General features: G+C 64.1%; 13 protein-coding genes, 1 rRNA gene and 1 riboswitch. Of the genes, 1 reads left to right on the forward strand and 13 read right to left on the reverse strand.

What is annotated here, in order from left to right; all coding sequences use genetic code 11:
• Positions 1-5: 5 nt before the first annotated feature.
• From CSQ95_RS28020 to cobT, 13 genes are all read right to left on the reverse strand, one after another.
• On the reverse strand, positions 6-1,460 hold the full coding sequence (locus tag CSQ95_RS28020; RefSeq protein WP_099411876.1) for a cobyric acid synthase: 1,455 nt from the start codon (positions 1,458-1,460) through the stop codon (positions 6-8).
• A complete protein-coding gene (locus tag CSQ95_RS28025) occupies positions 1,457-2,263 on the reverse strand; it encodes an ABC transporter substrate-binding protein (RefSeq protein WP_099411877.1) in 807 nt (268 codons plus the stop codon). Before CSQ95_RS28025 ends, CSQ95_RS28020 begins: the two co-directional genes overlap by 4 nt.
• Positions 2,260-3,171 carry a cobalamin-binding protein gene (locus CSQ95_RS28030; protein WP_099411878.1) on the reverse strand — a complete coding sequence of 304 codons (912 nt, stop codon included), beginning with the start codon at positions 3,169-3,171 and terminating at the stop codon, positions 2,260-2,262. The genes CSQ95_RS28025 and CSQ95_RS28030 overlap by 4 nt, the downstream gene beginning before the upstream one ends.
• On the reverse strand, positions 3,168-4,154 hold the full coding sequence (cobD, locus tag CSQ95_RS28035; protein WP_099411879.1) for a threonine-phosphate decarboxylase CobD: 987 nt from the start codon (positions 4,152-4,154) through the stop codon (positions 3,168-3,170). The genes CSQ95_RS28030 and cobD overlap by 4 nt, the downstream gene beginning before the upstream one ends.
• Positions 4,147-5,100 (reverse strand): adenosylcobinamide-phosphate synthase CbiB, encoded by a 954-nt coding sequence (gene cbiB / locus CSQ95_RS28040; RefSeq protein WP_099411880.1) that lies wholly within the window; start codon positions 5,098-5,100, stop codon positions 4,147-4,149. The genes cobD and cbiB overlap by 8 nt, the downstream gene beginning before the upstream one ends.
• Positions 5,094-5,660 (reverse strand): bifunctional adenosylcobinamide kinase/adenosylcobinamide-phosphate guanylyltransferase, encoded by a 567-nt coding sequence (gene cobU, locus CSQ95_RS28045; RefSeq protein ID WP_099411881.1) that lies wholly within the window; start codon positions 5,658-5,660, stop codon positions 5,094-5,096. The genes cbiB and cobU overlap by 7 nt, the downstream gene beginning before the upstream one ends.
• A gap of 7 nt (positions 5,661-5,667) precedes the next feature.
• The gene (cobO, locus tag CSQ95_RS28050; RefSeq protein ID WP_070219379.1) at positions 5,668-6,300 is read right to left on the reverse strand and encodes a cob(I)yrinic acid a,c-diamide adenosyltransferase; all 633 of its coding nucleotides are present in this window, start codon (positions 6,298-6,300) and stop codon (positions 5,668-5,670) included.
• Positions 6,297-7,070, reverse strand: a complete 774-nt coding sequence (locus CSQ95_RS28055; RefSeq protein ID WP_070312895.1) for an ABC transporter ATP-binding protein — start codon at positions 7,068-7,070, stop codon at positions 6,297-6,299. Before CSQ95_RS28055 ends, cobO begins: the two co-directional genes overlap by 4 nt.
• On the reverse strand, positions 7,067-8,092 hold the full coding sequence (locus CSQ95_RS28060; RefSeq protein WP_099411882.1) for an iron ABC transporter permease: 1,026 nt from the start codon (positions 8,090-8,092) through the stop codon (positions 7,067-7,069). The genes CSQ95_RS28055 and CSQ95_RS28060 overlap by 4 nt, the downstream gene beginning before the upstream one ends.
• Positions 8,093-8,223: 131 nt before the next feature.
• Positions 8,224-10,218, reverse strand: coding sequence for a TonB-dependent receptor (locus CSQ95_RS28065; protein WP_180279195.1), 1,995 nt, complete (start codon positions 10,216-10,218; stop codon positions 8,224-8,226).
• A gap of 82 nt (positions 10,219-10,300) precedes the next feature.
• A riboswitch (cobalamin riboswitch) is annotated at positions 10,301-10,543 on the reverse strand.
• 44 nt (positions 10,544-10,587) lie between these two features.
• Positions 10,588-11,142, reverse strand: a complete 555-nt coding sequence (locus CSQ95_RS28070; RefSeq protein ID WP_099411884.1) for a histidine phosphatase family protein — start codon at positions 11,140-11,142, stop codon at positions 10,588-10,590.
• Between the two features lie 4 nt (positions 11,143-11,146).
• The gene (locus tag CSQ95_RS28075) at positions 11,147-11,953 is read right to left on the reverse strand and encodes an adenosylcobinamide-GDP ribazoletransferase (RefSeq protein WP_099411885.1); all 807 of its coding nucleotides are present in this window, start codon (positions 11,951-11,953) and stop codon (positions 11,147-11,149) included.
• A 4-nt stretch (positions 11,954-11,957) separates the two neighbouring features.
• The gene (gene cobT, locus CSQ95_RS28080) at positions 11,958-12,998 is read right to left on the reverse strand and encodes a nicotinate-nucleotide--dimethylbenzimidazole phosphoribosyltransferase (protein ID WP_070219385.1); all 1,041 of its coding nucleotides are present in this window, start codon (positions 12,996-12,998) and stop codon (positions 11,958-11,960) included.
• A gap of 465 nt (positions 12,999-13,463) precedes the next feature.
• On the opposite strand from cobT, the gene CSQ95_RS28085 reads away from it, so the two are divergent.
• Positions 13,464-13,560 (forward strand): 16S ribosomal RNA (locus CSQ95_RS28085); the annotation flags it as partial.

The raw sequence follows: 13,560 nt of genomic DNA on the forward strand, positions 1-13,560 counted from the left end.
CACCATCAGCGTGGCATTCGTTCCAGCGCATCCATCAACGGCATCGCCGCGTCGGCAATCCGCTCCAGGCTCGCTTCGCGCAGGGCGGCGGTGTCCACCGTGTGGCCGGAGTCCAGCCCCGCCCAGCGCAGCAGCGCCGCACACGCGGCGGGCGTGTCGAACATGCCGTGCAAATAGCTGCCGAGGATTTGCCCGTCGCCCGATACGGCCCCCTCGGGCCGCCCGTCGATGACAAAGGCCGGCTGCGCCAGCGCCGCGCCATGCGACACGCCCATGTGGATTTCATAGCCTGCCACGGGCGCTTCGGCCGCGCCGGCAAACGCGCAGTGGCCGCTCACCTGTTTCAGCCGCTTGTCGCTTGTTAATTCCGTCACCATGTCGAGCAAACCCAGTGCCGTTGACTCTCCCGCCGCGCCTTCCACGCCCAGCGGATCGCGCACGCTTTGCCCCAGCATCTGGAAGCCGCCGCAGATGCCGAGCACCTTGCCGCCATAGCGCAGGTGCTTGGCCAGGTAGGCGGGCCAGCCTTGCTGCTGCAGCCAGGCCAGGTCGCCCCGCGTGTTCTTGCTGCCGGGCAGGATCACCAGGTCGGCCGCTGGAATCGGCTGCCCTTGCTGGATGAATTGCAGGTCGATACCGAGGTGGGCGCGCAGCGCGTCGACATCCGTGTGGTTGCTGATGCGCGGCAGTTGTGGCACCACCACCTTGAAGGCGCCCCGTTCGGCCTGCGTCGCTTCGACGGCATCCTCTGCGTCGAGGAACAGGCCATGCAGGTAGGGCAGCACGGCCAGCACGGGCTTGCCCGTCTGCTGCTCCAGCCAGTCGATGCCGGGCGTGAGCAGCGAGATATCGCCACGGAAGCGGTTGATGACGAAGCCGAGGATGCGCGCGCGCTCGCTGTCGGACAAACACGCCAGGGTGCCGATGATGTGCGCGAAGACGCCGCCCCGGTCGATGTCGGCCACCAGGATCACGGGGCAGTCGACGGCTTCGGCAAAGCCCATGTTGGCGATGTCGCGCGCGCGCAGATTGACTTCGGCGGGGCTGCCCGCGCCTTCGACGACGACGACGTCGTACTGCTGGCGTAATCGCGTGAAGGATTCCAGCACGGCGCCCATGGCGATAGTTTTATATTGCTGGTAGTCGCGCGCATCCATCTCGGCGCGCACCTTACCGTGGATGATCACTTGCGCGCCCGTGTTCGACGACGGTTTCAAGAGCACCGGATTCATGTCCGTGTGCGGCGCGATGCCGCAGGCCAGCGCCTGCAAGGCCTGGGCGCGGCCGATCTCGCCGCCGTCGCTCGTCACTGCGCTGTTCAAGGCCATGTTTTGCGGCTTGAACGGGGCTACCGTCACGCCACGGCGCTTCAATAACCGGCACAGGGCCGCGACGACGGTGCTCTTGCCCGCGTCGGACGTCGTGCCCTGCACCATCAGGACGGGGAAGGGAAGCGTCATGCCTGCTGCTCCTGCAGATGTTGCCAGCGCGCGATGATGTCGCTGATCTGGCGCAGCCCTTCTGTAATCGCCGCCGGGCCGGGCGACAGGATGTCGGGCGACTTGATCTCGAACAGCATCTGGTTTTTCACGGCGGGAATCGCATCCCAGCCCGGGCGCGCCGCCAGTTGCGTGGGCTGGAACTTCTTGCCGCACCAGCTGGCGAGGATGATGTCGGGCGCGCGTGCGACCACGTCACGGGAATCGGCGATGATGCGTTCCTTTGCGCCGGGCTGCCGGGACAATTCCGGGAAGGCGTCCGTGCCGCCGGCGATCTCGATCAGTTCTGTCGCCCAGCCGATGCCGCTCATCAGGGGATCGTTCCACTCCTCAAAGTAAATCACGGGCTTGCGCGTCCACGACATTGCGCGGGCCTGTGCGGCGGCGATGTCCGCGCGCAGGCTGGCGATCAGCAATTTGCCCGCTTCCTCGCGCTGCACCAGCGCGGCCAGCACGGCGATCATGCGCAGGATGCCGTCGACCGTGCGCTGGTTGAACTGGTGTACTTCGATGCCGGCCTTGACCAGGTCGCGGCAGATATCGGCCTGCATGTCGCAAAAGCCGATCACGAGATCCGGTTCCACTGCCAGGATGCGTTCCAGGTTCGTGGACGAAAAGCCGCTGATCTTGGTTTTTTCCTCGCGCGCCCGTGGCGGACGCACGGTAAAGCCGGATATGCCTGCGATGACGTCCTCGGCGCCCAGCGCGTACAGCGTTTCCACGGCTTCCATCGACAGACAGGCGATGCGCTGGTAGTGACTCATGGCGCCGTCTTGGCTGCGGGAGCGCTGCGGCGCTGGCGGGCCGCTTCCAGCTGTTCGCACATGGCGGCCGTGCCTTCGATCATGCGCGGACCGGCGCGGTTGAGCAGGTCGCCATTCAGGCGGAACAGGTTATTTTTGCGCACGGCCGTCATCGACGGGAAGGCGCGCCACATGGCCAGGCCGCCTTCGCTGCGCGGGTCGCTTTTTTCGCTGGTGCCGAAGATGACTTCCGGGTCTTCCTGCAGCACGCCTTCCGGCGTGACGACGGGCGCCACCACCTTCATCGCGGCGAACACATTCTGGCCGCCGCACACGCGCATCGAATCGCTGATGATGCTCGCGCCGCTCAAGGTATATAGAGGTTTGTCCCATACCTGGTAAAACACGCGCACGGGCGGGCGCTGCGCGTATTGCGCCGTCAAGCTGGCCAGTTTGGCGCGCAGCTGGGCTGCGGCCGGCTTGGCGATTTTTTCCGTGCCCATCAGCTGACCCAGGCGTTCCATGCTGTCGGGGATATCGGCAAGCTTGCGCGGTTCGCTGTGATAGATGGGCACCTTCAACTGGCGCAGCATGGCGATCTGGCGCTCGGCGCTGCCATGCATCCACACGACGATCAGGTCCGGTTTCATGGCGATGATGCGTTCCATGTCGTACTGGCGGTTGTCACCCACTTGCGTGATTTTCTTGGCCGCCTCCGGGTAGTCGCTGTAGCTGACGACACCGGCGATCTTGTCGCCGCCGCCGGCAGCGAACAGCAGTTCCGTGACGTGCGGCGCCAGCGCCAGGATGCGCTGTGCCGGTTTTGCCACGGTGACGGTATTGCCGTCGTCGTCGCGCACGGTGATGGCGGCATGCGCCTGCAGCGAGATTAATCCGGCCAGCAGCAGTGCTGTTTTCAAGTGGTTCATATGTGCTTCCATGCGGTGAGGGCCTGCTGCAGGCGCAGCCAGGCATGTTCGTCGGGGGGCAGGCCCAGGCGGATGCCATGGGCGGCGTGGCGGAACAGGCGCACCCAGATGCCCGATTCCGCCATATGGCGCCAGAGCGCCTCGGCGCGTGCTTCCGGCCACCATTGAAACAGCGCCGTGCCGTTGCTGGCGATGCCGTGCGCCGCCAATAACTGGCGCAGGCGGGCGCCTTCGCCGCGCAGGCGCTCGCGCATGGCTTCCTGCCAGCGCGTGTCGTTCAGGGCGGCCAGCGCCACTTGCTGCGCCGGGCCGCTGACGGTCCACGGACCCAGCATGTCGGCCAGCTGTGCCAGCAGCGCGGGATGGGCGGCGACAAAGCCCAGGCGCAGGCCCGCCAGGCCAAAGAATTTGCCTACCGAGCGCAGCACGATCAAGCCTGGCCGATGCGTATGGGGACCCAGGCTGGCGTGTGACTCCGTGTCGCCAAACGCTTCATCGACCACCAGCCAGCCGCCGCGCGCGGCCAGCTTGCCGGCCCACTCCAGCAGCAGTTCCGGTGCGATGCGTTCGCCCGTGGGATTGTTCGGGCTGCAGATCACCAGCACGTCGCAGTGGTCGACGGCATCGGCCAGCAGCGCATACGGCACTTGCCGCAACTGGTGGCCGTGCTGGCCCCAGTGGTGTGCATGTTCCGCATACGACGGCGCGGCCACTGCCACGCGCGACGGCGCGCGCAGCCGGGGCAGGGCCTGGATGGCGGCTTGCGTGCCTGCCACGGGCAGCATGGCCGGCGCGTCGTAATACGCGCAGGCGGCGGCCGCCAGCGCGGGATTGGCTTCCGGCAGCCGGTGCCAGGCGTTGGCGTCGGGTGCTGGCGCCGCATACCAGTGCGGATTGATGCCGGTCGACAGGTCGATCCAGTCGGCGATCGGCCGGCCGTATTCACGCGCCGCGTCGCGCAGATTGCCGCCATGTTCAAGCAAGATACTTCCCTTTCAGGTAAAACAGGCCCGCCAGCAGCGCCACCCAGATCAGCCACAGCACGGCCGTTTCGGCGACCAGGCGCCAGGCGCGGTCGATGTCGCGCGCTTCGGCGGGACGGCCGGCGCCCAAAGGCGGGCGGCGTTCCAGTTCGCCGTCATAGATGGCGTCGCCGCCCAGGGCCAGGCCCAAGGCGCCGGCGCCGCTAGCCATCACGGGTCCCGCATTCGGGCTGCCCCAGTTGGGTGCCTGCGTGCGCCAGCAATGCCATGCGTTTTTTTTGTCCGCCATGCTCTTGCCCAGCAAGATATAGGACAAGGCCGTCAGGCGCGCTGGCAGGTAATTGAGGATGTCGTCGATGCGCGCGGCGCAGCAGCCGAACCAGTCGTAGCGTTCGTTGCGGTAGCCCCACATGGCGTCGAGGGTATTCGCCAGGCGGAACAGCACGGCGCCGGGGCCGCCCGCCACGGCAAACCAGAACAGGGTGCCGAAGACGGCGTCGTTGCCGTTTTCCAGCAAGGACTCCGTGCTGGCCTTGGCCAGGCTGGCCGCGTCGGCATTGGCCGTGTCGCGGCTGACGATGCGCGCCGTCAGCAAGCGCGCGTTGTCCAGGTCATCGATGGCCAGGGCATCGGAGATCGGCTGGTTGTGGTCGCGCAAGCTGCGCAGGCCCAGGCACAGATACAGCAGGAAGACGTGGAGTACCGCGCCGGCCAGGCCGCACAGCCACCAGGCGGCATAGCTGATCGGCACTACGGCCACCGACCACGCCAGCGCGCCGCGCAGGAAACGCCCACGGCCGAGGTTCAGCAGGCGCTCGAGCGCGCTGGCGAGGCGGCCAAAACCCACCAGCGGATGCCAGCGGCGCGTTTCCCCCAGCAGCATGTCGAGCAGCACGCCGGCCGCCATCAAGGCGGCCAGCATGGGCAGCGACAGGCCGCTCAGCATGGGCCGCCTTTCAGGTACAGGGGCAAGCCGGCGGCGACAAAGACAGCCTTGTCGCACACGGCGGCCACGGCCTGGTTCAAGCGGCCCGCTTCATCGGTGAAGCAGCGCGAGATGGCGCCGTAGGGGACGATGCCCATGCCCACTTCGTTCGAGACGAGCACGAGGTCGCAGCCGGTGTCTTCGATTTCGGCCAGCGCGTACAGCAGGTGCGCGCGCTCGCTGTGGAACAGTTCGGGCAGGGCCAGGTCGCCCACGTCCGGATACGTCGCGCCGCCGGAAAACATCAAATTCGTCAGCCACAGTGTCAGGCAGTCGACCAGCAGCAGCCTGCCGGGCAGTGCTTCCCGCAGGATGGCGTCGCCCAGGCGCAGCGGTTCTTCCAGTGTTGTCCACTCGGCCGGGCGCTGGGCACGATGATGCGTGATGCGCGTGGCCATCTCGTCATCGCCCGCCTGCGCGGTGGCGATGTAGAGCACTTCCTTGCCGGACTCGCGGGCCAGCTTTTCGGCATAGGCGCTCTTGCCGGAGCGGGCGCCGCCGAAGACCAGGGTGCGCGTCATGGCGCTGTTACCACTCGGTGCCGATTTGTGCGCCGATGCCGGCCGCGTACGCATGCTTGACGACGGCCATTTCGGTGACGGTGTCGGCGATGGCGATCAATTCGTCCGGCGCGCCGCGGCCCGTGATGACCACATGCTGCATGGCCGGGCGTTCCAGCAGGTCGGCGATGACTTTATGTACGTCGAGGTAGTTGTACTTGAGGGCGATATTGAGTTCGTCGAACAGCACCAGGCCGTAGCTGGGGTCGGCCAGGAAGGTTTTCGCCTGCTCCCATGCCAGTTCGGCTTTTTCGATGTCGCGTTCGCGGTTCTGCGTTTCCCAGGTATAGCCTTCGCCCATCGCATGAAAACTGATTTCATCGGGGAAGCGGCGCAGGAATTTCTCTTCGCCCGTCGACATGGCGCCCTTGATGAACTGCACCACGCCCACTTTCATGCCGTGGCCCATGGCGCGGATGGCCATGCCGAAGCCGCTCGAGCTCTTGCCCTTGCCGTTGCCCGTGTTGACGATGATGATGCCGATTTCCTTGTCGGCCTTGGCGATGGCCGCGTCGATGATGGCCTTTTTTCTCTCCATGCGCACGCGGTGGCGTTCGTTGATTGCGGCTGTTTCTACGTCGATAGGTTTGTTGTCGCTCATGTCTGATCCTCTTTCGGTATGAATATCTTGCGTTTGCCGTGATCGATGATCTCGATAGGGTGGCCCAGGTAGTCGCCCAGGATGGATGCCTGCATCACCTCGGCCACAGGGCCGGCCAGCCAGCCGCCGTCGCCCATCAGCAGCAGCGCATGGGTCGAGACGCTGTGCGCCAGGTTCAGGTCATGGCCTACCATGACCACGGTTTTATTCTGTTCGCGGCACAGCTTGGCCAGCAGGCCCATGACGCTGACCTGGTGCGCCAGGTCCAGCGCGTTGGCCGGTTCATCCAGCAGCAGCAGGGGCGTGTCCTGTGCCAGCATGGCGGCGATCGCCACGCGCTGGCGTTCGCCGCCGGACAGGCTGCGCACGTCGCGCTCGGCCAGGTGGTCCACTTCCATCGAGGCCAGTGCCGCCAGGGCGATGCGCTGGTCGTCGCTGCCTTCCCAGTAATGGTTGTCGTGATACGGGTGGCGCGCCGACAGCACGGTTTCGATGACGCGGTACGAGAACGCGTCGTGCCGCGCCTGCGCGAGGAAGGCCCGTTCGCGCGCGAGTGCTTCCAGTGGCCAGTCGATCAGGGCGCGGCCCTGTATCGTCACGTGGCCGGCATCCGGTTCGCGCAAGCCGGCCAGGGTGCGCAGCAAAGTACTTTTGCCGGCGCCGTTGCGGCCGATGACACTCCAGCATTCACCGTCTTTGATCTGCCAGGTGAGGTTTTCCACGAGGGAGCGCGTGCCCGCCTTCAGGCCCAGTTGGTAGGTGCGTATCATGTGCGGCGCAATCGATGGAGCTGGTACAGGAAGACGGGCGCACCGATCATGGCCGTCACCACGCCGACGGGCAACTGCAATGGCGCCAGCACGGTGCGCGCCAGCGTATCTGCCAGTACCAGGAAGGTGCCGCCGGCCAGCGCGGCGGCCGGTATCAGCAGGCGATGATCGGGGCCGCAGGCGAAGCGCAGCGCGTGCGGCACGATAAGTCCCACGAAGCCCACGCTGCCGGCGCTGGTGACGGCGCTGGCCGTGAGCAGGCCGGAACAGAAAAACAGGCCCTTGCGCAGGGCGCCCACGCGTACGCCCAGGGTGCTGGCCGCTTCCGCGTGCAGGGCCATGACGTTGAGCGAACGCGCGCAGCGCAGCGCAAAGACCATGGCGCCGGCCAACACCAGCCAGGGCATCAGCCGCGCGGGCGCGCCGGACAGGTCTCCGATCATCCAGAACACCATGCTGCGCAAGCGGCTTTCCGGGGCGATGGAGAGCATCAGGGTGACGATGGCCATGCAGGCCGAGGCCAGGATCACGCCCGTCAGCAGCAACAGCGAGGCGCCGCCTTCGGCCGCCGTGCCGCCGCGCAGGTCGCGGCGCGCAAAAAAGTACAGCAGCATGGACACGCCGACGGCGCCGGCGAAGGCGGTCGCGTCGACCACCCACAGCGCGCACATGAACAGCAGCGCGGCCAGCGCGCCGACGGAAGCGCCGGCGGAAATGCCCAGCACGTAAGGATCGGCCAGGGGATTGCGCAGCAGCGCCTGCATCATCAGGCCCGCCAGCGACAGCGCCGCGCCGGTAACGAAGGCGGTCAGCGCGCGGCCCAGGCGCAGGTCGAGCAGGGTGGCGGCGAGAGTATCGGTCTTGCCCTGTACAACATGGAACAGGGCGGAAGGCAGGTCGGCGAGCGGAATCGCGATTGAGCCGATCATGCCTGAGAAAATCAGGCTGGCAATTGCGCACACGATCAGCACCGTGAGGATCACGGTGGCGCGGTGGCGCATATTGCGGAAGAATGGGTGCATGTACTGCCTCAGGTGAAACGGGTGCGGTGCAAGTGGCTTTGGAGTGCTTCTGATGCGTTGGTGGGACGTATACAAAAAATGGCCCGCATGCGATTGCGCGTACGGGCCATTGTAATCATCTCCGGGCCGATTTAGAAATCGTAGCGTGCCGAGAGTTTCATCTGACGGCCATTGCTAGGATAGATGCCGCCTTTGCAGCTGTAGGCGTTGGTGAAGTACTGCTTGTCGGTCAGATTCAAGGCATTGACCGCCACTTCCCAGGCGCCGAACTTGCGTGCATAGCGGGCGTCGAACGTCGTGAACGATGGCACCTTGGCATTGCAGGTATTGGCAAAATCGCTGCCATAGCGCTGGCTGTCCACCCATTGCGCGCCGATGTCCGCGCTCTGGCCATCTTTCGGTACCCACGACAGCCGTGCCGACAGGGTGTTTTTCGGGATCAGTGTCAGTTCCTTGCCCGAGTTGACGCCTTCGGTGAAAGTCGCTTTCACGTGCTGGTAATGACCGCTGACGCGCCAGTAAGCGGCGATGTTGGTGCTGGCATCGAGTTCGAAGCCTTGATGTTTGGTCGGATCCAGATTGGTGTTGGCACCCCAGCCGGAGGCGCCTGCCGTTGGATCATAGTAGATCTCGTTGGTCAGCTTGTGGCGGAAGACGCGTGCGTCGACCTTGACGATGCTGTTGTCGTAGGTCGCACCCAGTTCCAGGTCGTGCGAGGTCTGGCCTTGCAAGGGCTTGTTGGCAACCGGTGTCGAACCGTTTTCATCGGCGGTAGCCACGCGATAGCTTTGACCAGCCTTGGCGTACAGATTCACCTGCGGCACGACATCGAAGCTGCCTTGCACGTCCCAGGCATTGAAGTTCTGCTTGACGTTGTAGGCCGTTGTGGAGAACGAAAGAGGATCAGTAAAGTCCTTATCGAAGGTTTCGTGGCGTACGCCAGCAGCGACGCGGAAGTTTTTCGGGCCGGCGAATTTCAGTTCATCGCGCACATAGAATGCCTGCGATTTCTGCTTTGCCTTGGCTTGGGAGTACGAAGCGTCGACTGCCAGATCCCACTTGATGAAGTCCGCTCCGGCGACGATTTCATTGAGCATGCCGTCGAACTGGCCCAGGTGGCGCAGACGCGGGGAGAATTGGTTTTGCTTGGTCTTGCGTTCCGATGCGGAAGGGCCGAAGATGCTGAAATAGGTGGACTTGGCTGTCTTTTCGCGATGCGACAGTTCTGCTGCCAGATCAATGGTGCCCAGGCGGCCTTCGGCGAAGGCTGTGTAGCGGTCGCTGTCGACCGAGCCGAAATCTTTCGGTGTTTTAGCCTGGCGTGGATTGGTTTCAAACTGGGCCAGTGTGATCGATCCAGGGAAACGGCTATCCTGACGCGTACTGTCGATACGCACGCCGGCGCGGACATCCTTGCCTGCCCATTGCGCGCCGCCGCCGAAATTGGTTTGCTTGTATTCGTTATTGTCGCGATAGTTGTCGGTTTCCTGCTTGCCGACAGCGGCATCGAGAGTGACGTTATTCCAGGTCTGGGCTACGGAGCCGCGCACTTCGCGCTGGCCCAGTTGGCCCACTTCGGCAAAGACCGTACCGCGGCCAGCCTGCTTGCCTGGACGTTTGGTGACGATGTTGATCACGCCGCCCGTGGCGCCGTCGCCATACAGGACGCTGCTACCGCCACGAGTGATCTCTATGCGTTCCACGCTATCGATGGGAATGCTGGCCAGGATTGGATCGGTCAGCTCATTTTCCGACAGGCGCACGCCATCGAGGACCATGACCGTGTTCTGGCTGGCGGTGGCACCGAAGCCGCGCAGGTCGAGGGTAAAGTCGGGGCTGCCGGTGAGGCTTTGACGGCCGTATACGCCGCCGATCTTGCGGATAGCCTGGTTCACATCGCTGATGCCAGCACGACGGATTTCATCGGCCGTGATGACGGTGGCGCCGATCGGCTGCAGTGCCGGGTCGCTGTTGAAGCGGGAACCCGTCACGACGATCTGGTCCAGCGTTTTGTTTGCGGTTTGCGCGAATGCAGGAGCGGCGGCGATAAAGCACAGGGAAATGGCGGAAACCAGGGCGCGCGGCGCCATTGCCGGCACGCGGCGGTCTAATACAGGAGCAGTCATGATATCGTTTTCTTCGGAAAAAGCACCTAGCTCGCGTCCCCGCAAGCCAGATTCAACGGAAGGCGCGGCGCCCTGTAAGGCCCGCACTTCCACCTGTCCTGGCCGGTATCCGGGCTGGCAAGTACGGCTATCCCACCTTCCCATGCTCGATGATTGCAAGCACAGTGGTTGTCAGAGATAGCTTGTCGTCCGCTTCCTGTTGGGAGGGGCGACACTTGCTTACCGTTGCGGGGGCAGCACACGTTCGCCGCGGTTGCGGCATCGTGTTTCCCGTTTAACTGCGCTCATGGACATGAGTGCGGGCACCAAAACCCGGTCATTATACGTGCAGTGGGGGTGGACTGACATGGCTGGCTGGACGATTCGATATCAGAAATCGACGACGACCGTCGCACCGTAGGCGATTTTGTGGGCGGAATGGGCGGCCAGCAGGGCCGTTTCCTCCAATGGCAGCCGGGCTTGCAGTGCCGACAGCAGGCGAATGGTGCCCGCATGGCAGATGATGATCGCCGTTTCGTGTTGTTCGCGCAACAGATCACCTAAAAAAGCATCGACACGGGTAGCCATCGCCAGTACGTTCTCGCCGCCGCCGGGGCGGTACCAGGCCAGGTCGGCGGCCCAGGCATCGATGTCCGCGCGCGCAATCGCGTGCCATGGCTGCATTTCCCAGGTGCCGAAATCCATTTCGGCCAGCCTGGCATCAAAGTGTAGTTCGCTCGCAGGCAGATCCTGCGCCAGGGCCGTTGCCAGGCCGGCGCAGCGGCGCAGCGGACTGGCGTAGAGCGGCACACCGGGTGGCAAGGTCGCTTGCAGGCTGGCGCGCGCGGCGGCCATTTCATGCGGCGCCACCGCCACGTCGCTGCGGCCATAGCAGGTGCCGCTGGTCACCTGCGGCGCGGGGTGGCGAACGAGAATCAGGCGCATGGTGTCAATAGAAGCGTGTTGGCGGCTGAAAGCTGGAAAGGATGGCCAAGTAAATCGCCACTTCGGCCAGTTGCTGCACGGCGCCCAGGCAGTCGCCCGTATAGCCTTGCAGGCGGCGCTGGCATTTGCGGCCCAGCCAGAATGCGGCAGCTGCCGCCGCGACGATGGCAAAGACCAGCGCCGCCCAGTCAACTATCCCCAGCGCGCCGCAGGCGATGGCAGGCAGCAGGGCGCAGACGGCGGCGATGATGAATTCCCCCGTCGTCATTTCCTGCGCCATCGGTTTGGCCTTGCCTTCGTCGCGCGCATAGTCCATGAGCCAGATCAGCGAGACGGCGGCCAGGCGTGAGAGCGGATGGGCGATGAACAGGGTCGCCACCACGGAGGCAGGCGGCAGCGAGGCGAGTGCCGCGCACTTGATGGCCAGCAGGCAGACGATGCCGATGGCGCCATAGGCGCCGATGCGCGAATCCTTCATGATTTCCAGCACCCGCTCGCGCGTCAAGCCGCCGCCGAAGCCGTCGCACATGTCGGCAAAACCGTCTTCATGGAAGGCGCCCGTCAGGTAGATACCGGCGGCGACGGCCAGCAGCACGGTCACCGCCGAAGGCAGGAGCCAGCTGGCCAGCAGATACACGGCGCCGCTGATGGCCGCCACCACCACGCCGACCAGTGGAAAGTAGCGCGAGGCGTGTTGCAGCCAGGCCGGCTCGAAACCCACCCAGCGGGGGATCGGCAGGCGCGTGAAGAACTGCAGCGCGATAAAGAACAGGCGGCACTGATGGACTGCGGCGGAAACGGGGTTGCTCATGATCTTAGTCTGGCGTGGACTTTTCGCTGACCTGGGCCGAGGCGAACGTGGCCATCTCGCGCATGAAGTTGACGGCCGCGTGCAGCAGCGGCAAGGCCAGCGCCGATCCCGTGCCTTCACCGAGGCGCAAATCGAGGTGCAGCAGCGGACGCGCTCCGAGGCTGGCCAGCAGTTGGCGATGGCCGTTTTCATCGGAGCAGTGCGAAAATACGCAGTAATCGAGGATGGCTGGCTGCAAACGGGCCGCCACCAGCAGGGCGCTGCTGACGATGAAGCCGTCGATCAGCAGAATCATGCGCCGTTCGGCTGCCTTGAGCATGGCGCCGGCCATCATGGCGATCTCGAAACCGCCAAAGGTAGCCAGCACGTCGAGCGGCTCATGGATTGCCGCATGATGGGCGACAGCCGCCTCGATCACCTGCTGCTTGTGTAATACCCCTTCCTTGGACAGGCCCGTGCCGGCACCGACGCAGTCGGCAACCGGCGTTTGCGTCAGCTTGTGCATCAGTGCGGCAGCGGCAGTGGTGTTGCCGATGCCCATTTCGCCAAAGCCCAGCACATTGCCGTCCAAGGTGGCGGCCAGGTCCATGCCCGCCTGCATGGCGGCCAGGCATTGTTCCTGGCTCATGGCGGGTTCCTTGGCAAAGTTGCGGGTGCCGGGAGCTTGCTTGCGGTCCAGCAGGCCGTCGCGCGGGCCGAAATCGTGGTTCACGCCGGCGTCTACTACATAGAGGGCGCACTCGCTCTGACGGGCAAAGACATTGATGGCGGCGCCGTTGCCGAGGAAGTTCTCCACCATTTGCCAGGTCACGCTTTGCGGATAGGCGGAAATGCCTTCGGCGACGACACCATGGTCGGCCGCGAAAACGATGATGGCCGGCTGGCGCAAGGCCAGTTGCGTGCTTTGCTGGATCAGGCCGATCTGGCGCGCCAGGGTTTCCAGCATGCCGAGACTGCCCAGCGGCTTGGTCTTGCTATTGATGGCGTGTTCGAGGGCGTTGGCCAGGGCGGAATTGGCGGTGGGGACGATGTGTGGGATAGGCATGGAAGTCAATGTGATGGGGCAGGGGATTGTCGGCACTACGATATCACACAGCAATATTTGCCCAGCTGCAAATTAGCGCTTGCGGGTCGCGCGGCGCAGGGCTATAATTCGCCCCCTCGCTGAACGACGCATGCAAATGCTGAGTACGGTGAGAAAAAGAAGGAGTTGACGGATGTAGTAAAATGCTTCATACTCTTCCTTCTTCGCAGCTGACAAACACAACGCTTTGTCGATAGCGCGAAAGCAGTACCGAATACAGTTCTTTAACAATTAACAGTCGATAAGTGTGGGCATTTGATGTAAGTGCAGCAGTGATCTTCGGGTCGCTGTAAAACTTAAAATATCAAATGTTCACGAAGAAATAAATGAAATAGGACGCTTCGCAAGAAGTGGCCTGTCAGTTGTTTTTGAAGTGAGCGACCCGTCGCAAGACGGTGCCGGTAAAACGGCAAAGTAACAGAGATTAAACTGAAGAGTTTGATCCTGGCTCAGATTGAACGCTGGCGGCATGCCTTACACATGCAAGTCGAACGGCAGCACGGAGCTTGCTCTGGTGGCGAGT

The organism is Janthinobacterium sp. BJB304, assembly GCF_002735765.1.
Lineage (GTDB): Bacteria > Pseudomonadota > Gammaproteobacteria > Burkholderiales > Burkholderiaceae_D > Janthinobacterium.